At 57.8% G+C, this 20,615-nt stretch carries 19 protein-coding genes; 3 read left to right on the top strand and 16 right to left on the bottom strand.

The window, feature by feature from the left end; genetic code table 11:
- Window positions 1-94: 94 nt before the first annotated feature.
- From EQV96_RS07565 to EQV96_RS07545, 5 genes are all read right to left on the bottom strand, one after another.
- Window positions 95-1,771 (bottom strand): acid phosphatase, encoded by a 1,677-nt coding sequence (locus tag EQV96_RS07565; protein WP_130872007.1) that lies wholly within the window; start codon window positions 1,769-1,771, stop codon window positions 95-97.
- A gap of 191 nt (window positions 1,772-1,962) precedes the next feature.
- The gene (locus tag EQV96_RS07560; protein ID WP_240881688.1) at window positions 1,963-2,670 is read right to left on the bottom strand and encodes a tellurite resistance TerB family protein; all 708 of its coding nucleotides are present in this window, start codon (window positions 2,668-2,670) and stop codon (window positions 1,963-1,965) included.
- Between the two features lie 78 nt (window positions 2,671-2,748).
- On the bottom strand, window positions 2,749-3,855 hold the full coding sequence (locus EQV96_RS07555; RefSeq protein ID WP_153398752.1) for an NADH:flavin oxidoreductase/NADH oxidase: 1,107 nt from the start codon (window positions 3,853-3,855) through the stop codon (window positions 2,749-2,751).
- 205 nt (window positions 3,856-4,060) lie between these two features.
- Window positions 4,061-5,770, bottom strand: a complete 1,710-nt coding sequence (gene recJ / locus EQV96_RS07550; RefSeq protein WP_240881686.1) for a single-stranded-DNA-specific exonuclease RecJ — start codon at window positions 5,768-5,770, stop codon at window positions 4,061-4,063.
- 41 nt (window positions 5,771-5,811) lie between these two features.
- Entirely contained in the window at window positions 5,812-6,354 is a 543-nt protein-coding gene (locus EQV96_RS07545; RefSeq protein WP_016781928.1) for a YaeQ family protein, read from the bottom strand.
- A 134-nt stretch (window positions 6,355-6,488) separates the two neighbouring features.
- Here EQV96_RS07545 and EQV96_RS07540 point away from each other — a divergent pair, with 134 nt between their 5' ends.
- On the top strand, window positions 6,489-7,688 hold the full coding sequence (locus EQV96_RS07540) for a CaiB/BaiF CoA-transferase family protein (RefSeq protein WP_095023041.1): 1,200 nt from the start codon (window positions 6,489-6,491) through the stop codon (window positions 7,686-7,688).
- Between the two features lie 43 nt (window positions 7,689-7,731).
- On the top strand, window positions 7,732-8,544 hold the full coding sequence (locus EQV96_RS07535; RefSeq protein WP_240881684.1) for a TIGR02285 family protein: 813 nt from the start codon (window positions 7,732-7,734) through the stop codon (window positions 8,542-8,544).
- Window positions 8,545-8,708: 164 nt separating this feature from the next.
- Here EQV96_RS07535 and EQV96_RS07530 read toward each other — a convergent pair whose 3' ends face one another.
- The 6 genes from EQV96_RS07530 to xerD form a co-directional block, all read right to left on the bottom strand.
- Window positions 8,709-9,128 carry a response regulator gene (locus EQV96_RS07530; RefSeq protein ID WP_095031485.1) on the bottom strand — a complete coding sequence of 140 codons (420 nt, stop codon included), beginning with the start codon at window positions 9,126-9,128 and terminating at the stop codon, window positions 8,709-8,711.
- Between the two features lie 131 nt (window positions 9,129-9,259).
- Window positions 9,260-11,356, bottom strand: coding sequence for a transporter substrate-binding domain-containing protein (locus EQV96_RS07525; RefSeq protein ID WP_095020554.1), 2,097 nt, complete (start codon window positions 11,354-11,356; stop codon window positions 9,260-9,262).
- 120 nt (window positions 11,357-11,476) lie between these two features.
- Window positions 11,477-12,886: a threonine synthase gene (gene thrC / locus EQV96_RS07520; protein WP_095001256.1), complete on the bottom strand. Its 1,410-nt coding sequence runs from the start codon at window positions 12,884-12,886 to the stop codon at window positions 11,477-11,479.
- A gap of 105 nt (window positions 12,887-12,991) precedes the next feature.
- Window positions 12,992-14,296: a homoserine dehydrogenase gene (locus EQV96_RS07515; protein ID WP_016781922.1), complete on the bottom strand. Its 1,305-nt coding sequence runs from the start codon at window positions 14,294-14,296 to the stop codon at window positions 12,992-12,994.
- 136 nt (window positions 14,297-14,432) lie between these two features.
- Window positions 14,433-15,164: a DsbC family protein gene (locus tag EQV96_RS07510; protein ID WP_095001255.1), complete on the bottom strand. Its 732-nt coding sequence runs from the start codon at window positions 15,162-15,164 to the stop codon at window positions 14,433-14,435.
- Window positions 15,165-15,286: 122 nt separating this feature from the next.
- Window positions 15,287-16,183 carry a site-specific tyrosine recombinase XerD gene (gene xerD / locus EQV96_RS07505; RefSeq protein WP_095038756.1) on the bottom strand — a complete coding sequence of 299 codons (897 nt, stop codon included), beginning with the start codon at window positions 16,181-16,183 and terminating at the stop codon, window positions 15,287-15,289.
- 120 nt (window positions 16,184-16,303) lie between these two features.
- On the opposite strand from xerD, the gene EQV96_RS07500 reads away from it, so the two are divergent.
- A complete protein-coding gene (locus tag EQV96_RS07500; RefSeq protein WP_095001253.1) occupies window positions 16,304-18,100 on the top strand; it encodes a sodium:proton antiporter in 1,797 nt (598 codons plus the stop codon).
- Window positions 18,101-18,106: 6 nt separating this feature from the next.
- On the opposite strand, the gene EQV96_RS07495 is transcribed toward EQV96_RS07500, so the two are convergent.
- The 5 genes from EQV96_RS07495 to rpsP form a co-directional block, all read right to left on the bottom strand.
- A complete protein-coding gene (locus EQV96_RS07495) occupies window positions 18,107-18,520 on the bottom strand; it encodes an acyl-CoA thioesterase (protein WP_095001252.1) in 414 nt (137 codons plus the stop codon).
- A 97-nt stretch (window positions 18,521-18,617) separates the two neighbouring features.
- Window positions 18,618-18,968 (bottom strand): 50S ribosomal protein L19, encoded by a 351-nt coding sequence (gene rplS / locus EQV96_RS07490; protein ID WP_003440273.1) that lies wholly within the window; start codon window positions 18,966-18,968, stop codon window positions 18,618-18,620.
- A gap of 45 nt (window positions 18,969-19,013) precedes the next feature.
- A complete protein-coding gene (gene trmD / locus EQV96_RS07485; RefSeq protein WP_003440270.1) occupies window positions 19,014-19,766 on the bottom strand; it encodes a tRNA (guanosine(37)-N1)-methyltransferase TrmD in 753 nt (250 codons plus the stop codon).
- 2 nt (window positions 19,767-19,768) lie between these two features.
- Complete coding sequence (gene rimM, locus EQV96_RS07480; RefSeq protein ID WP_048363294.1) at window positions 19,769-20,308, bottom strand: ribosome maturation factor RimM; 540 nt, start codon at window positions 20,306-20,308, stop codon at window positions 19,769-19,771.
- A gap of 5 nt (window positions 20,309-20,313) precedes the next feature.
- Window positions 20,314-20,565: a 30S ribosomal protein S16 gene (gene rpsP, locus EQV96_RS07475; protein WP_095001251.1), complete on the bottom strand. Its 252-nt coding sequence runs from the start codon at window positions 20,563-20,565 to the stop codon at window positions 20,314-20,316.
- Window positions 20,566-20,615 lie beyond the last annotated feature (50 nt).

Below are 20,615 nucleotides of genomic sequence, written 5' to 3'. Positions count from 1 at the left end.
GTAAGCAATGATTCGTACAGGCGTTGAGACAGATCTCACAGCAATAGACAAAAATTCCTACATGCAAAACTTCAAACCTGTGGGAGGGCTGTTGTCAGAACATCAATGCATTGGTCAGGTCGCCCATGGGCGCTTGCCCCCGCGCCTTCATGGCATCGTCACGTTGCTTGAGGCCATCCAGCACTTCCAGCTGATGCACCCGGCTAATCAGGCGCAGAATCGAAGCGGTGTCATACACCGTGTGATCCACCGTCCCCTTGCGTGCGAAAGGTGATACCACCAGAGCCGGAATCCTTGTACCCGGCCCCCAGCGATCACCTTTGGGCGGTGCAACGTGATCCCACCAGCCACCGTTTTCGTCCACGGTAAGCACGATCACCATGTTTTGCCATTGCGGGCTGTTGCGCAGCACCTTGAGCACACGGTCAAGGTGCCGGTCACCAGCAGCCACATCGGCATAGCCAGCGTGCAGGTTGAGGTTGCCCTGAGGCTTGTAGAAACTCACGGCTGGCAGGCTGCCAGCCTCGGCGTCAGCCAGAAAGCGGTTGCTGCCGGACTCATCGCCCAGGCCTGCGTCGCGCAGGCGCTTGCTGCGCTCCTGCGGGTTCTGCGGGCCTTGTTGAACAAAGTAGTTGAATGGCTGGTGGTGGTACTGGAAGTTGGGGATCTTGGGGATCCCGTCCGAGCCCTTGAACTGCTCCAGCGTGGCCTGCCAGGCCCCCGCGTACCAGGCCCAGTCAATGTTCTTTTTGCTCAGTTTGTCGCCGATATGCTCATGGCTTTGTGGCACCAGTACGCTTGGCAGGTCGGACTTGGCATAGTCGGGACGCTCGGGGTCGCGGATCCAGGTCGGCCAGTAAGGCGGCGCCATGGTGTTGACTGCAAAACCGTCCGGAGTAAGAGCGCTGGGACCGAACTGCGCGGCGCCGGTCATGGCGCTGGCCGGGGATTTGTCCAGAGCCTTCAAGCGTGTACCGGCAGGGTCATCGCCCTGCAAAACAGCAATCTGCGCCTCGGCAACAGAGGTATTCGCGTTCGGATAGAACGGCACCGCTGCGCTGATCAGGTATTGGTGGTTAAGGAACGAACCGCCAAAAGCCCCCTGGAAGAAGTTGTCGCACAGTACGAATTCACGGGCTACGTCCCACAGACGCAGCGAATACTGCGACTGGGCGTAGTAGCCCATGGGCAAGCCGCCGGAATCCCCCCAGGCCACGAACTGGTCGTTCTTGCCATCGTTGATCTGCATCTGGTTCTGATAGAACACATGCCACAGGTCGCGGGTCACCAGATTCAACGGCAGATCTTGCTGATTCGGCCCTTTCAGCGCGAAGGGGGCGTTGGGCAGGTTCTCCTGAAACTGCTCACCCGGCGCATAGGTCACGCCATCTACCGTCTGCGGTCCCACTTGCAGCAGCCCGCCCCATATCGGTGGCAGGGTCTGTAGCAGGCTGCCATCACGGTCGCGTTGCTGGTAGTCGGCGGGTTTGAGGGCCGACAACGGCTTCTCGACACCGGGGAAATTTGCAAACAGGTTGTTGAAGCTGCGGTTCTCGGCATAGATCACCACGATGGTCTTGACCTGTTCGTGGAGCTTTTTGTCCAGCTCGGCCGGGGTCAGCGGTTGCGGCCTGACGGGGGGTTCATGCTGACTGCTGCCGCAAGCGCTCAAGGTGGCCGCGCCAACGCCCAGTGCGGCAGCACCGGCGAGGAAGCGACGGCGGCTGCTGTCGGCAGGGCATTGGGTGTCCTGGTCTTTCTTGTCGCTCATTGCGGCTTCCTGATTACACGTAACAAATTATTTCTGGCGGGCAGGCTAACAGGGGATTATGACGGGGAAGTTGCAGTGGATCGAAGCCACGAAGCATAAAAAAACGCCCCGGGCCGTTGCGGCTCGGAGCGTCTAAAACAAGCATGTTGCGGCGCCTGCATCGTGATGCAGGCTCGCGCCCACAGAGTGCGCTAGCCCTGCGCCTGCTTGACCTGGGCTTCCAGCTCGATCTTGAGCCCCGGGTCGAGCTTGAGCTGTTTGGCCAGCTCTTCCAGATAGGCGCGCTCCATGAAATGTTCTTCATCCACCAGAATCAGGCTGGCGATATACATTTCGGCCGCGATTTCCGGGGTGCTGGCAGCTCTGGCAACCTCTGCCGGGTCCAGCGGCTTGTTCAGTTCAGCTTGCAGCCATTGGCGCAATGCAGGGTCGCCATTGAGTTTGTTCAACTCGCCATCGATCAGTTGGCGCTCACGCTCATCCACATGCCCATCAGCCTTGGCAGCAGCCACCAGGGCCTTGAGGATCGCCTGGCTGTGTTGCTCCACTTGCGGCGCCGGAACACGGTCAATGGTTTGCGGCTCGGTCTGCGGTGCCGTGCCCTGATTGGCCTGCCAGTTGCCGTAGGCCTTGTAGGCCAGAACGCCCAGGGCGGCAAGGCCGCCATAGGTCAGTGCCTGACCACCGTATTTGCGCGCACTCTTGTTGCCCAGCAGCAGCCCCAGGGCACTGGCTGCCAGAGCGCCGCCACCCGCGCCGGAAAGCAGGCCGCCCAGACCACCAGACCCGAGCAGGTCACCCAGGCCGCCTTTATCGTCACGGGAGGCGCTGCCTTGGGTGCCGGTTTTTTTCGCCAGCATCTGTTGGCCGGATTTAAGCAGTTGGTCGAGCAAACTCATAAGCATCCTCTCTTAACAGGGTCAGGGGGCGCCAGAAAACCCGCCCGCAGGCAGGTTTATCGTAAAGAGCATTGGCTATCAGTCGCGCAGGTCGGACTCATGAATCGGTTGGTCGCGATGGGTCGCGCGCTGGTACTGGGCTGGCCAGATGGCCTTTTTACCGCCCAGGTCATCGTCTGCATGCAACGGCCAATACGGGTCACGCAACAGTTCACGCGCCAGCAGGATCAGGTTGGCCTGCCCGGTACGCAAAATATGCTCGGCCTGGGCCGGTTCGGTGATCATGCCCACCGTACCGGTGGCAATGCAGGCCTCCTTGCGCACGCGCTCGGCAAAACGGGTCTGGTAGCCAGGCCCCACCGGAATCTCGGCATTGGCTGCGGTACCGCCCGAAGACACGTCGATCAGGTCCACGCCCAATGCCTTGAGGCGTCGTGCCAGTTCGACGGTTTCGTCAGGGTTCCAGCCGTCTTCCACCCAGTCGGTGGCCGAGACCCGCACAAACAGCGGTAGCTCCTGCGGCCATACACCGCGCACGGCCTCGGTGACTTCCAACACCAGACGGATGCGATTCTCGAACGAACCGCCGTATTGGTCACGTCGCTGGTTGCTCAACGGTGAAAGAAATTGATGCAACAAGTAACCATGAGCAGCATGTACTTCAACCACCGAGAAGCCAGCCTCCAGCGCTCGCTTGGCGGCAGCCACGAACGCCTGGATAACCTCTTTGATCTGGGTCTCGTCCAGTTGCACTGGGGCAGTGTGCTGTGGGTCGAAGGCAATGGGGGACGGCCCGACAGGCACCCAGCCGCCCTCCTCCACCTTGACGCTGCCATGCTTGCCCAACCAGGGGCGGTGGGTGCTGGCCTTACGCCCGGCATGGGCCAGCTGGATGCCGGCTACAGCGCCCTGGGCGCGAATAAAGCGGGTGATGCGTTGCAGGGGTTCAATCTGCTCGTCGTTCCACAGGCCCAGATCCTGGGCAGTGATACGGCCTTCGGGGGTGACGGCAGTGGCTTCGGTAAAAATCAGCCCGGCGCCGCCAACGGCACGGCTGCCCAGGTGGACCAGGTGCCAGTCATTTGCCAGCCCATCGACGCTGGAGTACTGGCACATTGGCGAGACCGCAATGCGGTTAAGAAGGGTCAGTTGGCGCAGGGTATAGGGTTCGAGCAGCAGACTCATGGGTCACCTCTAATTCCAGTGGGCAGGCTCCAAGTACTTCTGAAGAGCCTAGTCGACAACACTGGATGAGGGGGAGTTCATATCGCAACGGGACGTGGTGGTTTTGGTGGGAGCGGGCTTGCTCGCGATACGGGCACCGCGGCCTGTCAGGCCAACCGCGGTGAAAGCATCGCGAGCAAGCCCGCTCCCACAGGGGATTGGCGGATTAGCGCGGCTCGATATGGGCAATCATCAACTGTACGGTTTCGTTGCCGCGAAATTCGTTGAGGTCAAGCTTGTAGGCCAGTTCCACCCAGCGAATGGTCGGGTTCGGCCACACTTCGCGGTCGATCCCGAAAGCAATGCCGTCGAGCTTTACGCTGCCGCATTCGGTCTTGAGCACGACTTTCAAATGCCGCTCCCCCACGATGCGTTGCTCCACCAACTGGAATACCCCGTGGAACAGCGGTTCGGGAAAGTGCTGCCCCCATGGCCCGGCATTGCGCAGGGCACGCGCCAGCTCCAGGTGAAACTCTTCCACTGCCAGGCTGCCGTCAGACAGCATGCGCCCGGTCAGGTCTTCTTCACGCAATTGACGCCGCACTTCAGCATCAAAGGCCTCACAGAACAGCGGGAAGTTAGCCTCAGGCAAAGTCAGGCCAGCCGCCATGGCATGGCCACCGTATTTGCTGATCAAGTCCGGATGCTGTGCAGCCACCACACTCAGTGCATCACGAATATGAAAGCCCGGCACCGATCGGCCGGAGCCCTTGAGCATGCCATCCCCGGCATCGGCAAAGGCAAAAGTCGGGCGGAAGTAACGCTCCTTGAGCCGCGAAGCCAGAATTCCGATCACTCCCTGGTGCCACTCGGGGTCGAACAGGCACAGGCCAAACGGCATGCTGTCGATGGTCAGATCCTTGAGCTGGGCCAGCGCTTCACGTTGCATGCCCTGCTCGATGGATTTACGGTCCTGGTTCATTTCGTCCAGTTGCGCAGCCATTTCCCGTGCGGCATTGGCGTCATCGGTGAGCAGGCATTCGATACCCAGGCTCATGTCGTCCAGGCGCCCGGCGGCATTCAGGCGCGGCCCGAGGATAAAACCCAGGTCGGTGGAGGTAATTTTCGAATGGTCACGCTTGGCCACTTCCAGAATAGCCTTGAGCCCGGGCCGGGCACGCCCGGCACGGATGCGCTCAAGCCCCTGGTGTACCAGGATGCGGTTGTTCGCATCCAGCGGCACCACGTCCGCGACGCTGCCCAGCGCCACCAGATCCAGCAATTCGGCAATATTCGGCGCCTTGCTGTTCTGGTACCAGCCCAGGCTGTTCAAGCGCGCGCGCAAAGCGATCAGCACATAGAAGATCACCCCTACCCCCGCCAGCGCCTTGCTCGGGAACTCGCAGCCGGGCTGGTTGGGGTTGACGATGGCATCCGCGGCCGGCAATTCACTGCCCGGCAAGTGGTGGTCGGTAACCAGCACGCTCAAACCAGCTTTTTTGGCTGCGGCCACACCTTCGATACTGGAAATTCCGTTATCGACCGTGATCAACAAGTGCGGCGTGCGGGTCAGCGCAACTTCGACGATTTCCGGGGTCAGGCCGTAGCCATACTCGAAGCGGTTGGGCACCAGGTAATCGACATGGGCCGCCCCCAGCAGGCGCAGACCGAGCATACCCACGGTGCTGGCCGTGGCACCGTCGGCGTCAAAGTCGCCGACGATCAGAATGCGTTGGCGCTGCTCAAGCGCGACCACCAGCAAGTCCACCGCTGAATCAATGCCCTTGAGCTGCTGATACGGGATCAACCGCGCCAGGCTCTTGTCCAGCTCAGCTTGCGACTGCACACCCCGTGCGGCGTAAAGGCGGGTCAGCAGGGTTGGCATTTCGCCCAGAAAAGGCAGGGGTTCAGGCAATGGACGAGGTTCGATGCGCATAAGCAGGTGAAGAGTCTCTAAGCGTAAAAAAGGGTTGGAACTTAGCCGCGTTCGCCTTGCAGCCACTGCAGTTGCACTTCGTGCTGGCCGCGATCATCTGTCACGAAAATCGTACCCTCGCTGATCATCACGTCCCACTTGATAACCCGTGGCATATCTTTGGCCAGCACCTCAAGAATCTCTTGCGGAACGGCTGCGATATTGACGTTCTTCAGGTTCTTGATTGCAGGAATCACCTTGCCTTCCCACACACGCAAGCTGCCATACGCCAGCAGGCTGGTGCGCTCGGTACGGCGCGAGCACCAGGTCAGACGGTCGGCATCGGGCTGTCCGACTTCGATCCAGTGCAGAACACGGTCATCCAGGCTTTTTTCCCACAGGGCCGGTTCGTCTACATCTGACAGGCCTCGACCAAAAGACAGCTGCTCGTTGTACCAAAAAGCGTAGGCCAGAAGGCGCACAGTCATGCGTTCTTCGGTCTCCGAAGGGTGGCGGGCGATGGTCTGCTTGACGCTTTCATAGACCCCGCGATCGAGATCGGTAAGGTTGAGTTCAAACTTGTAGGTCGTGGACGGCTGTGCCATGAACGGGCTTCTTGATACGGAGAAAGGCGACAAGTCTAACCGATACACCGTGATTGAACGAATCGGCCAGCTTCTTGCCAGCCGCCAGCTATGTTAAAAGGCTGTACTCGCTCGCCCTTGGACAAGGATTCCACATGCCGCTCGCCACCAAACCCCTTTCAGGCCTTAAAGTTGTTGAATTGGGTACCCTGATCGCCGGGCCATTTGCATCGCGCATTTGCGCCGAGTTTGGCGCCCAGGTGATCAAGGTCGAATCCCCTGACGGCGGCGACCCGCTGCGAAAATGGCGCAAGCTGTATGAAGGCACATCGCTATGGTGGTTCGTCCAGGCGCGCAACAAAAAATCCCTGACCCTGAATCTAAAACACCCCGACGGTCTGAGCATTCTCAAGGAGCTGCTGACAGACGCCGATATTCTGATCGAAAACTTTCGCCCCGGGGTTCTGGAGAAACTCGGACTGGGTTGGGATGTGCTGCATGCACTGAACCCCAAGCTGGTGATGGTGCGCCTGTCCGGCTTTGGCCAGACCGGCCCGATGAAAGATCAGCCGGGGTTTGGTGCGGTCGGCGAATCCATGGGCGGGCTGCGTTATATCACCGGTTTCGAAGATCGTCCGCCAGTGCGCACAGGCATCTCGATTGGCGACTCGATTGCCGCGCTGTGGGGTGTGATCGGTGCCCTTATGGCTTTGCGTCATCGCGAGGTCAACGGCGGCCAGGGCCAGGTGGTAGACGTGGCGCTCTACGAAGCGATTTTTGCCATGATGGAAAGCATGGTGCCCGAGTTCGATGTGTTCGGTTTCATCCGTGAACGTACCGGCAATATCATGCCGGGAATTACGCCCTCTTCCATCCATACCAGCCTGGACGGCAAGCACGTACAGATCGGCGCCAATGGCGACGCCATTTTCAAGCGCTTTATGCAGATTATCGGGCGCGACGATCTGGCCAACGACCCGGAGCTTGCACACAACGATGGTCGTGACGCACGCCGTGACGAACTGTATGGCGTGATTGACCGCTGGGTCGGCTCGCTGCCGCTGGCCACGGTACTTGAACAACTGGGCGCAGCGCAGGTGCCTGCCAGCCGTATTTTCTCGGCAGAAGACATGTTCAGCGATCCACAGTTTCTGGCCCGTGAAATGTTCCTGCAGGCCAAACTGCCTGACGGTAGAGACTTCAAGATGCCCGGTATCGTGCCAAGGCTCTCCGATACTCCGGGCACGGCAGATTGGGTAGGCCCCGAACTGGGTGCACATAACATCGAGGTGTTGAACAGCCTGGGTTACGACGCTGCAGCAATCGCCAACCTCAAGCAAGCGGGCGCCATCTAGGCGTGTTGCCCATTTTTAGTGGCCACCCAAGGAGATCAGCAGCATGACCCAGCGTTCGACCTTGCGAAGACTTTGGGCAGGCCTGATCACCGCATTGTTTCTGGCCTGGGCCCCTGGCAGTCAGGCAGCACCCACACTCATCTGGTTGTTGCGCGACCTGCCACCGTTAACGGTGTTTCATGGCCCGCAAAAAGGTAAGGGGATAGTCGACCAGGTGATGCCAGCCCTGATCGCAGGCATGCCGCAATACCAGCACGTGATAATGCGGGTTAACCGGGCTCGGGCCCTGCAGATGCTTGAAGAACCCTCGCTGACCTGCGATCCGGCGCTGATCTGGAATCCCGCCCGCGCCCTCTCGATCGTTTACTCCGAGCCCGTTGCGATCATGCACAGCAATGGCATGGCCATACTGCGTGAGAATCAGCATTTGATCGAACCCTTTGTCCATGACGACAAGGTAGACCTGCCGGGGCTGCTCAAGGCGCAAACCCTCAAGCTTGGAGTCATTGCCAAACGCAGCTACGGAGTATTGATTGATAGCCAGCTGAAGCTGAGCCCGCCAGGCCAGATTGTCATGCATTACGGTAACGATCCGTTGGGCAGCCTGCTGCAAATGCAACATGCAGGCCGTATGCCGACGCTATTGGGCTACTGGCCAGAAATCCAGGCCAAGGCCAGTCAGCAAGGTTTGTCATCCGACGAACTGCTGTTTTATCCGATCCAGGGCGCCCCGGAATATCAGTCGATTTACGTTGGCTGCTCGGACACTGCGCAAGGACGTGAGGTCATTAGCAGGGTCAATTCGATACTCACCACATTGGGCTCGCCATCCCTGTCTTACCTGGATGAGCAATGACACGTACGCATAAAAAAACCCCGAGCAGTGGGGAGGCTGCTCGGGGTTTAACAGGGTCATGATAACCCGCTCAACAGGCTACAAGTATCGGAGCAATAAACTTGCTCCTGCTGATGAAAAATCTGACAAACCAAACCTGCTGGAAGTTCCCCCGGTACTGGCAATTAATCTGCATTCGCGCCATCAGCACTTATCTGCTGTAGCTCGAAGGCACCCAACAATTGCCCCAGCGCCCCTATGGTCACGGGTTTTGACAGACACCCCAGCACCCTGAGACCTTGACTGCGGGCCACTCTGGCCGCCCTCTCGACCACCGGAGGTGCAGCAGCACTCAAAATGATCAACGCTGCAGCTTTGCGTTCAAGGGCCAACTCGCGGATCAGCTCCTGCCCTGATGCCCCTTCCATATACAAATCACAAATGGCCACGTCTATGGCACCGCGCCTGAGCAAGGACTCGCGGGCGCAATCAACGCTTTCGGCCGTCAACACGTCAAAAATGCGGAAGGCGTTCAACATCTGATGCAACACCATTAATTGAAACGGGTTGTCTTCAAGAATCAATACTTTCAAAGATCGCATCATGGGCCTTCAGGCATAAACCTAGCGCTACAGAGGAGGTAAACCTTAGTGGGCTCAACACTCAATACACATAGGACATATCTGTAAATACCATAGGAATCCACAACGCCTTTCATTTACTGGATCAAACCAGCTTACTGATCCCACTTTTTAGCTTCAGATTTGTCGAACCATCCTCCTACCAGCCCCTCCAGACGCCCAGTCTCTGAATAAAACGGAACAACCCACTGATAGATTTCCATGCCTCCGGACTTAAACTCCACCCAACGTTTTTGGTAACAGGGTTTGCGGCTTTGAATCATGCGCATTATTTCCCGCTGGAGCTTCTCGGCCAGGTCCTTCGAAAACAAATCAACATCAGTCACCTTTAACCCGCGAATCCGTCCCAACTGGACAGATAAACGCTGCTCATAGCTTTGATTGCAGGTAATCAGCTCTCCCTCCAGGCCAACCACGAAAATCGGGCTGGGAATGCCATCCAGAAAGCGGTGACTGAGCCCCAACTGCTCATTCAGGGTTTTCTCGGATTGACGCGCAATAATCAGTTGCCTGCGCAGAAACCAGTTGTACACAAACAACATAAGCCCGGCCGCAATCAAGACCGCTATCGCCCAATAAAGACGGGCTGAGTGATACAGGCCACTCTCGATGATCAGCGGTTTGCCCACCCCCCCCAGCCACTTGGTTCTCAGCGCCCGAATCTCGGCCATGGGCATGGCTTCCAACGCCTTGTTCATGATGCTGAAAAGCTCCGGGTATAGAACAGGGACCGAAAAGCTGGCGGCAGCCCATTGCCCGTCAACACTGCGTCCGACCTTGAGGCGCCCCGGTGGGTAAAGATGAGCCTGTGTCTCTGTTTGTATCGTCGCATCTGCCTCGCCATTGGCGACCGCGTGACGTGCCTGGGCGTAGGTATCAACCAGATGCAAGGTGATTGCGGGGTATTCACGTCGAATCAAGTCTTCGAGGGCGTGCCTGGCTGGAAGCGCCAGAACCTTGCCGGCCAGTTCGTCCAATGAACCCAGCCGGGAATCATTGACTCGTACAACAAACACCCAGGGTGCCCCACCGTAGGAATAGGTGAAGTTCAAAAAAGCTTTGCGCTCACGACTTCTGGAGAGGCTTGAGTTCATCAGTGCCTCGCCACTTTTGAGCATGTCGAGGATTTGTACCGTTGAAAACGCTTCTTTATGTACAAACTGCAGCCCGGTCATGCGAGAAATTCGCGCCAGAATATCCACACTCAGCCCTACCCAACGACCGTCCCCGGTCTTGAATGCGTACAAGGGGAACTGCTGGGTCGCCAGGGCTACAACCGGATTGCGCTGGATCCACTCAAGCTCGCCAGGCAGCAGGTTGATATGCGATTGAACAGCGTGCCCTTCAAGCCCGATGATCCAGCGTGAAAGCACCATGCGCGATGTATTGTCATCAAGGCTGCCCAGCGCGCGGTTGATCAGCAACCCAAGTTCGGGGTCAGAGAGGCGTGTAGCAAATGCAAAACCGGAGGATGGCAAGGCGCTATCACCGATAATGCGCACCCCCGAATGAGGCCGGACACTTTTGAATGACTGCACGATAAGTTCATTGCCGATAAACCCGTCGATATCCCCCTCAACCAGCGCGTCCATTGCATTATGCAGGTCACTGATGGTGGTGATTTCACTGTCAGGGTAAAACGCCTGGGCGGTATGAATATCGACGTAGCCCTCCATAAAGCCGATTTTTTTCCCGACCCAGTTTTTGACCGGCTCTTCCTCACATGAGCGACAAACGATAACCAGTCGATCAGTCATGTACTCCCGGGAAAAAGCTACACCTTCAATCCCTCGCTCAAACCCGCTGGCGCTGGCCAGAATATCGATATTGCCGGCCAGCAGCTCTGCAACGGCCTGATCACGACGCCTGTAGCCCAGGACTTCAACAGGCACGCCCAACGTGTCTCGAACGATGCTCAGGTAATCTGCGCTGATGCCCTGATAGTTATTGCGGTCGTCGGTGATGTCGACCGGTTCGTAATCACCGATGGCGATACCAACCCGTAGCGTTCCATGATTGGCCAGCCATTGCCGCTCCGGGGCATCCAGTTGCAGAGGCTGGATATCCACAAAGCGTGTTGCGAGCCTGAAAGGCGTTCCGGAAGCGCCCATCACCGGCAGGGCCAGGCTCAACAAGGCCATGCCCAGCACTATGCGCATCCATGATTCAAATGTCTGGTGAATACGTGACATGACAGCATCCTTGACCGGGTATTCGCCAGCACAGAAGGGGCGAAGACCTGGCAAGTTTGCCATGCACCAATAAAAAAGCCCGTCAGATGACGGGCTTCAAATTACGTAAGACGAATGCCGTTAAAGCGGCTTGCCACGGTTGCCATGCTGGCTGACAAAGCCCTGGACAGCCTTGAGGTCATTAGCCAGTACGGTGTAACGCTCCTCTCGCTCAAACAAGTCAGAAAGGTGAGACGGCAGTTCGAGCGCTTTTCCTATGCCGGCTTTTTCAACCGCTTCAGGGAACTTGACCGGATGTGCCGTGCCCAGAATGACCATCGGGATATCCAGACTGCGACGGCATTCACGGGCCGCACGCACACCGATAGCGGTGTGCGGATCGAGCACTTCGCCGCTTTCGACAAATACCTGAGCGATGGTTTCGCAGGTTTGCTCATCATCAACCGCCAGCGAATCAAACAGACGACGCGCTTCGGTCCAGCGATCTTCATCAACGCTGAAATTACCGGTTTGCTTGAAGGTATCCATCAGACCGGCAACGGCTGCGCCATTGCGACCATGAAGGTCGAACAGCAAGCGCTCGAAGTTCGACGACACCATGATGTCCATCGACGGCGACAGAGTCGCGTGCAAGGTGTCCTTGGCGTACTGATTGCCGCTCATGAAGCGGTGCAGGATGTCGTTGCGGTTGGTGGCAACGATCAGCTGGTTGATCGGCAGGCCCATGTTGCGTGCCAGGTAGCCCGCAAAGATGTCGCCGAAGTTGCCGGTAGGCACCGAGAACGACACGGAACGGTGTGGCCCGCCCAGTTGCAGGGAGGCATGGAAGTAGTAAACGATCTGGGCCATGATCCGCGCCCAGTTGATCGAGTTTACGGCGACCAGGCGTGTACCCTTGAGGAAACCCTGGTCGGCGAAGCTGGCCTTGACCATTTCCTGGCAGTCATCGAAGTTGCCTTCGATGGCGATGTTATGAATGTTGTCACCGAACAGCGTGGTCATCTGCCGACGCTGGACTTCCGATACTCGGTTGTTGGGGTGCAGGATAAAGATGTCGACGTTTTCGCAATGCTTGCAGCCTTCGATCGCCGCCGAACCGGTATCCCCGGAAGTCGCGCCGACAATCACCACACGCTCGCCACGCTTGGCCAGCACGTAGTCGAGCAAGCGGCCGAGCAGTTGCAGGGCAAAGTCCTTGAACGCCAGGGTCGGACCGTGGAACAGCTCAAGTACCCATTCATTGCCATTTAGCTGACGCAGTGGCGCTACAGCTGCGTGGGAAAACGCGCCGTAGGTTTCTTCGAGAATCTTTTTGAAGTCTGCATCCGGAATGCTGCCGGTCACGAACGGGCGCATAACCCGAAAGGCCAGTTCGTGGTAAGGCAAACCGGCCCAGGAAGCGATTTCTTCCTGGGTAAAGCGCGGCAGGTTTTCCGGTACATACAAACCGCCATCACTGGCCAGACCGGCCAGCAACACATCTTCAAAATTCAGGGCCGGTGCCTGGCCACGGGTACTGATATAGCGCATGGGTTCAAACCTTCGGTTTGAGCGCCAAGCGGTTTAGCGCCAGGCAACAAGTAAAAGCCGATGTGCTCTTGCTTGCCGCTTGCCGCTGCCGCTTGCCGCTCTTAATTAATTAAGATGCTCAACGCGGATGCGAACGACCGGACCCACAACGCCCTGCAATGCTTCAAGCGCGGCAATGGCATCGTTGATGTGCTGTTCAATTACCCGATGGGTCAACAGGATCATTGGCACCAGGCCGTCATGCTCTTCGACTTCTTTCTGCATGATCGATTCGATATTGATGCCGCGCTCGGACAAGATGCTCGCCACCTGGGCCAATACGCCCGGGTGATCTTTGGCCTGGATGCGCAGGTAGTAGGCGCTTTCGCACGCTTCGATCGGCAGGATCGGATGGTCGGAGAGCAGATCCGGCTGGAAGGCCAGGTGCGGTACGCGGTTTTCCGGGTCGCTGGTCATGGCACGCACCACGTCTACCAGGTCGGCAACCACGGACGAAGCCGTTGGTTCCATACCGGCGCCAGCACCATAGAACAGGGTCGAACCGGCAGCGTCACCGTTGACCATGACTGCGTTCATTACGCCGTTGACGTTGGCGATCAGGCGGTCAGCCGGAATCAGCGTCGGGTGAACCCGCAACTCGATGCCGTTGGCCGTGCTGCGTGCAACACCCAGATGCTTGATGCGATAACCCAGCGCCTCTGCGTAATTCACATCAGCGGTTGTCAGCTTGGTGATGCCTTCGGTGTAGGCCTTGTCGAACTGCAACGGGATACCGAAAGCAATCGACGCCAGAATGGTCAGCTTGTGCGCCGCATCGATACCTTCAACGTCAAACGTCGGGTCTGCCTCGGCATAACCCAGCGCTTGTGCTTCAGCCAGCACGTCTTCGAACGTACGGCCTTTTTCGCGCATTTCGGTGAGGATGAAGTTACCGGTACCGTTGATGATGCCCGCCACCCAGTTGATACGATTGGCCGAGAGACCTTCACGGATCGCCTTGATCACCGGGATACCGCCTGCAACGGCCGCTTCGAACGCCACGATCACGCCCTTTTCCTGGGCTTTGGCGAAGATTTCATTACCGTGAACGGCAATCAGCGCCTTGTTCGCGGTCACGACATGCTTGCCGTTTTCGATGGCCTTGAGCACCAGTTCACGGGCGATGGTGTAACCACCAATCAGCTCGATAACAATGTCGATTTCAGGGTTGGTCGCAACAGCGAATACATCGTTGGTAATGGGGGTACCGGTAATGTCGCACTGAGGGTTTGGCGTACGCATTGCAATTTGCGCAACCTGGATACCACGCCCGGCACGGCGGGCAATCTCCTCGGCGTTACGCTTTAGTACGTTGAAGGTGCCGCCACCGACGGTCCCGAGCCCACAGATACCTACTTTGACCGGATTCACGCTGAACTCCCCATAAAACGGCCGACTCAAGGTCGGCCGTGAAAAACAACCGTGGATTGCCACGGTTCTCTATTAATGGCCGGGCAACTGAACTGCCCCGCCATGATCGTCACAGGCTTATCGTGACGACACTGGATTATTTAACACTGAGTGCCAGCTTGCCAACCTGCGCAGCAGGCTGATAACCCGGAATCACCTGACCGTCAGCCAAAACGATGGCTGGCGTGCCATTGACGCCGATGGACTGGCCCATGGCGAACTGCTTGGCAACCGGATTGGCGCATTTTGGCGCCTCGACGGTTTTACCATCAGTCATCTTGTCCATCGCCGTTTTTTTGTCCTTGGAACACCACACCGCCTGCAGCTGCTGGTCACCCGGTGAGCCGAGGCCCTGACGCGGGAACGCAACATAGCGCACTTCAATCCCCATCTTGTTCAGTTGCGGGACTTCGGCATGCAATTTGTGGCAGTACGGGCAAGTGGTGTCGGTAAATACCGTGATATGCGACTTGGTTTCGCCGATGGCAGGGTAAACGACGGTCTCTGCCACCGGAATGCCATTAATCAACTTGGCCACGCCAACACGTTCGGCCTGCTCGGTCAGGTTCACCGGCTTGCCGTCCTTGAGCTGGAACATGTAGCCCTGAACGATGAACTGGCCATCGGCACTGGCATACAGCACGCGGCTGCCCTTGAGCTTGACTTCATACAGGCCGGCCATGGGGCTGGCACTGATGCTCTCGACCGGCACATCCAGTTGCAGGGTTTCGAGGCTCTTGCGGATTGCTTGTTCGGCGCCGGTATCGGCGAACGAGAAGGTGCTGACCAACGCAATGGCTGCGGCGGCGAAAATCTGGATCACACGCATGGGAACTCCTGAAGACGGGCAAAGCTGCCAACCCCGATACCCGTCCTGAAACAACGGGTTTGGGCGGCGCGCTTTCTAAACCGGCAAAGCCTACCACAGATGGCCTGCATGACCGACTCCGACTAGCCACGCGGGTGATGGAGGGCATGCAGGTCCTGCAGTCGGGCACGGGCAACATGGGTGTAAATCTGTGTCGTCGAGAGGTCGCTGTGCCCCAGCAGCATTTGCACCACACGCAAATCGGCGCCGTGATTGAGCAAATGGGTGGCGAAGGCATGGCGCAAGGTATGTGGCGACAGCGACTTGTCGATCCCGGCCACCCTGGCCTGATGCTTGATGCGATGCCAGAAGGTCTGGCGGGTCATCTGTTCACCGCGCTGACTGGGAAACAGCACATCACTGGGGCGACCGCCCAGCAGCTCATGCCGGGCATCGCGCATGTAGCGCTCGACCCGGACGATGGCCTCCTCCCCCATCGGCACCAGGCGTTCCTTGCTGCCCTTGCCCATCACGCGCAAAACGCCCTGGCGCAGGTTGACCTGCTCCAGAGTCAGGCTGATCAATTCGGTTACGCGCAGGCCACAGGCATACAGTACTTCAAGCATGGCCCGATCACGCTGGCCGATGGCCTCACTCAGATCAGGGGCGGCGAGCAGCGCTTCTACGTCTGCCTCTGACAGGGACTTGGGTAATGGCCTGCCCAACTGCGGCATATCGACCTGCAAGGTAGGGTCGACGGCAATCATGTTTTCTCGCAGCAGATAACGATAGAAGCCACGCAAACCTGAGAGCAAGCGCGCAGTCGAGCGAGGCTTGTAGCCCTGCTCCAGGCGCCAGGCGAGATGATCGAGGATCAACTCGCGCCCGGCGCTGGCCACAGCGATACCGCGCTCCTGCAACCAGCCATTGAATAAAGCCAGGTCACTGCGATAAGCACCGCGGGTGTTGTCCGACAGGCCTTTTTCCAGCCACAGGGCATCCAGAAAACGGTCGATAAGTGGGTCGTCTATAGCGGGCATTGGCTCTCGAAACGCACAGGCCGGAGGCTGCGCACAAATATAAAGTGAACTGCAAAAGTGAGCGCTAGTCTTTCATGGCTGGCGGATGCCATAAACCCCAAGTTTTCACAGGATGACCTTATGACCGAACAACAGATTTTGCTGTCTTTCGGCGGCATCGGCATCGCTGCCCTGGGCTCACAGTGGCTGGCCTGGCGACTGAAGCTGCCGGCCATCCTGTTTCTGCTGTTGAGCGGGATCCTGGTCGGCCCGGTATTGGGCTGGCTGGACCCGCAAGAATTGTTCGGCCCGCTGCTGATGCCGCTGGTCTCACTGGCGGTGGCGCTGATTCTGTTTGAAGGCAGCCTGACCCTGCATTTGTCCGAGTGGCGCGAAATCGGCACTGTGGTCCATCGGCTGGTCACTATCGGTGCGCTCTCGACCTGGGCCGTGATCACCCTGGCGACCCATTGGCTACTGGGCTTTGACTGGCTTCTGGCCTTGCTGTTCGGCACGCTGACACTGGTCACCGGGCCTACGGTGATTGTGCCGATGCTGCGCGTAGTACGGCCCAAGGCATCGATTGCCAATATCCTGCGCTGGGAAGGCATTGTCATCGACCCGATTGGCGCGCTGCTGGCGGTGGTGGTCTACAGCTTTATCATCGCCAGCGCCACGGGCGAAGGCCTGAGCCACAGCCTGCTGACCTTTGCCGGGGTGATTGTATGCGGCAGCTTGTTCGGCATTGTAGGTGGCTGGATCATGGGGCAGATCGTACGCCGCCAATGGCTGCCGGAGTACCTGCACAGCCTGGCCACGCTGGCAGCAGTGCTGGGCGTATTTATTGGCGCCAATACGGTGATGCATGAGTCCGGACTGCTGGCGGTCACCTTGATGGGCATGTGGATGGCCAATATGAAGGGGGTGGATGTACGCAACATCCTGCACTTCAAGGAAAACCTGAGCATCTTCCTGATCTCGGGGCTGTTTATCCTGCTGGCGGCGCGCCTGGACTTGAACGCCATGATCGGCCTGGGGCCTGTGGTGCTGGTGTTGCTGCTGATTATTCAATTTATCGCCCGGCCTCTGAACGTGGTGATTTCGACCTTTGGCTCAAAACTGAACTGGCGCGAACGCGCCTTGCTCGCCTGGATCGCCCCACGCGGGATTGTCGCGGCAGCCGTTTCAGCAATTTTTGCGATCCGCCTGGACGAAGCAGGCCATGACGGCGCGCTGCTACTGGTGCCCCTGACCTTTGCAGTGATCATCGGTACGGTGGTGCTGCAAAGCGCGACGGCACGGCCCCTGGCCCGCCTGCTCAAAGTCGCGGAGCCGGCCCCCAGCGGCTTTTTGATCGTTGGCGCCAATGGCCCGGCCCGGGTTATTGGCAAGGCATTGCAGCAACTGGGCAGCCGCGTACTGCTAACCGATTCCAACTGGGAACACATTCGCGCCGCGCGCATGGACAACTTGCCCACTTACTTTGGCAATCCGGCTTCAGAGCATGCCGAGAGTCACCTGGATCTGGTGGGGCTGGGGCATTTGCTCGCACTGTCACCCTCTGGCGAGTTGAATACCCTGGCAGCGGCACGCTTTCATCACGAGTTCGGGCTACAGCGCTTGTTTACACTGACCAATGGCCAGGAAATTCGTCGCACTGACAAGCATCGCGCCAGCCACGAGTACCGCGGTCAAGCCCTGGGCAACCCGGCGCTGACCTACGGCCAGCTCGCCAGTGAGTTGAGCCAGGGAGCCGAGCTGTACAGCACCACACTGACCGACAACTTCACCTGGGCGGACTACCTGGCCCTGCATGGCAAGCGCGTCACCCTGCTCTTCGCCCGCGACAACACTGGCTGGGTGCATGTAGTGACACCTGACAGTGAATTGAAACCAGGCTCCGGGTGGACGCTGCTGGCGTTGATCAGGCACCCGTAGCAGCTGTTACGAGGCAAACCCTGGCAACACCGGTACCGGGCGCTTGTCATCATCGATGGCGACAAAGCTGAACAAGCCCTGGATCGCCAGTTCGCGACCATCGCAGCTCATGCTTTCGACATACACCTCGACCTCAACCTTGAGGCTGGTGTTGCCAACTTTAACCACACGCCCCACCAGCTCAACGATGGAGCCAGCCGCGATCGGATGGTTGAAATCAATACGATCCGTGGACACCGTCACCAACGGCAGACGACAAAAACGCGTTGCGGCAATAAACGAAACTTCGTCCATCCACGCCAGCGCGGTGCCGCCAAACAGGGTGTTGTGGTGATTGGTGGTAGAGGGGAATACCGCTTTGGTAATACGGGTAACGGAGAGGTCGGTACGGCGTTGAATCTCTTGCTCACGCGAAGTCATGCTTTCTTACTACCTACAACTGGACAAAGGTCTGACAAATCTCAGGCAACAAAAAAGCAGCCCGAAGGCTGCTTTTTTCTGCATCGGGAAGCTGGACTTAAGCCAGTTTTTCCTTGATGCGAGCTGCTTTACCCGACAGGTCGCGCAGGTAGTACAGCTTGGCTTTACGCACGTCACCGCGACGCTTAACAGCCATGCTGTCGATTTGCGGGCTGTAGGTCTGGAAAGTACGCTCTACGCCAACACCGTTGGAGATTTTACGAACAGTGAAAGCACTGTTCACGCCACGGTTACGCTTGGCAATCACTACACCTTCGAAAGCTTGCAGACGCGAACGATCGCCTTCCTTCACTTTCACCTGAACGACAATGGTGTCGCCCGGGGCAAAAGGAGGGATCTCTTTAGTCATCTGCTCTGCTTCGAGTGCAAGGATGATTTTGTTAGTCATGCTGTGCTCCTAAGGTAGATCAACTGATCTACCATCGATACGTTGTTAACTATCGTCCCGCTCGCGGATGTATTCCTCGAGCAGCTTCTTCTCTTCTCCAGAAAGCGAGCGGCTTTCCAGAAGATCGGCGCGTCGTTCAAAGGTCCGCCCAAGGGACTGCTGTAAACGCCAACGCCGGATGTGTGCATGATTGCCACTAAGCAATACGTCGGGAACACGCTGATCCGCATACACCTCCGGTCGGGTGTAGTGCGGGCAATCCAGCAGACCATCTGTGAAGGAATCTTCCTCCGCGGAGTCCGCATGCCCTAAAGCTCCAGGCAGCAGTCGTGTAACCGCATCAATCAGAACCATCGCCGGCAGCTCGCCACCAGAGAGTACATAGTCACCAATTGACCACTCTTCATCGACATAAGCGTCTATAAAACGCTCGTCAATGCCTTCATAACGACCTGCAATAAGGATTAATGCTTCCTCATTCGCCAGCTCGCGTACCGCCGACTGATTCAGTTGACGGCCTTGGGGCGACAGGTAAATCACCTTCGCCGCCTCTCCGGCTGCTTCTCTGGCCTGAACCAGTGCATCTTCCAGAGGCTTGATCTTCATCACCATGCCCGGACCACCGCCAAATGGGCGATCATCCACAGTGTGATGCCGATCCGTTGTGTAGTCTCGCGGGTTCCAACAAGTCAGCTGCAAGAGCCCTTGTTTCACCGCACGACTAGTGATGCCGTAGTCGCTGATGGCGGAAAACATTTCGGGAAACAAACTGATCACTTCTACGCGCAATTTAGCCACGCTTAGAAGTCCGCATCCCAATCCACCTTCATCTCGCCAGCTGCAAGGTCGACGCTCAACACGCATTGCTCTGTATAGGGCAACAAGCGATCACGATCATCCAGGCTACCTGGGCAAGGTTTGACTTCCATGACATCGTTCGAGCCAGTTTCCATCAGGTCAACAATCTTGCCGAGCAATTGCCCTTCAAGGTTGGTCACTTTCAGTCCCTGCAGCTGGTACCAGTAGTACTCGCCGTCGGTCAGCTCAGGAAACAGGTTACGCGGCACGCAGATTTCGAATTCACGAAGAAGACCAGCTTCATCACGGTCATCGAGACCCTTGAGCTTTACAACCAGAAACTTGCCGTTATGAGAACGGCCACTGACCAGCTCTGCCTGTCGTACATCATTACCGCGCCGAAGCGTCAGTTTTTTGTAGTCCAACAGGTTATCAATTGGATCCGTAAAGGAATAAACCTTCACTTCGCCGCGCACGCCGTGAATCGAGTAGATTTTGCCGATAACGATCAAATCATCAGCAGTTTCAGGCGTCACGCTCATATTGCTCAGGCCGCAGCCTTAGCGTTTTCTTTAACCAGCTGAGCAACACGCTCAGACAGTTGAGCACCAACGCTCAGCCAGTAGGCGAGGCGGTCTTCTTTAACGGAGAAACGGATTTCCTGACCACGGGCAACCGGGTTGAAGAAACCAATTTGTTCCTTGTGGGAACCGTCACGTGGGTTACGGCTGTCGGTAACGGTCAAGTGGTAAAACGGGCGCTTTTTGGAGCCGCCAAGGGCAAGACGGATTGTTAGCATGTGAACATCGTTCCTGTAGTCGGTGCTGCAAATCTAAAGGCACAGCGGGC

Origin of the sequence: Pseudomonas sp. TMW22080 (genome assembly GCF_022496745.1) — a bacterium.
Taxonomy (GTDB): Bacteria; Pseudomonadota; Gammaproteobacteria; order Pseudomonadales; family Pseudomonadaceae; genus Aquipseudomonas; species Aquipseudomonas bubulae.
The sequence above is the reverse complement of the archived record's forward strand: the minus strand, read 5'-3'. Positions and strand labels throughout refer to the sequence as shown.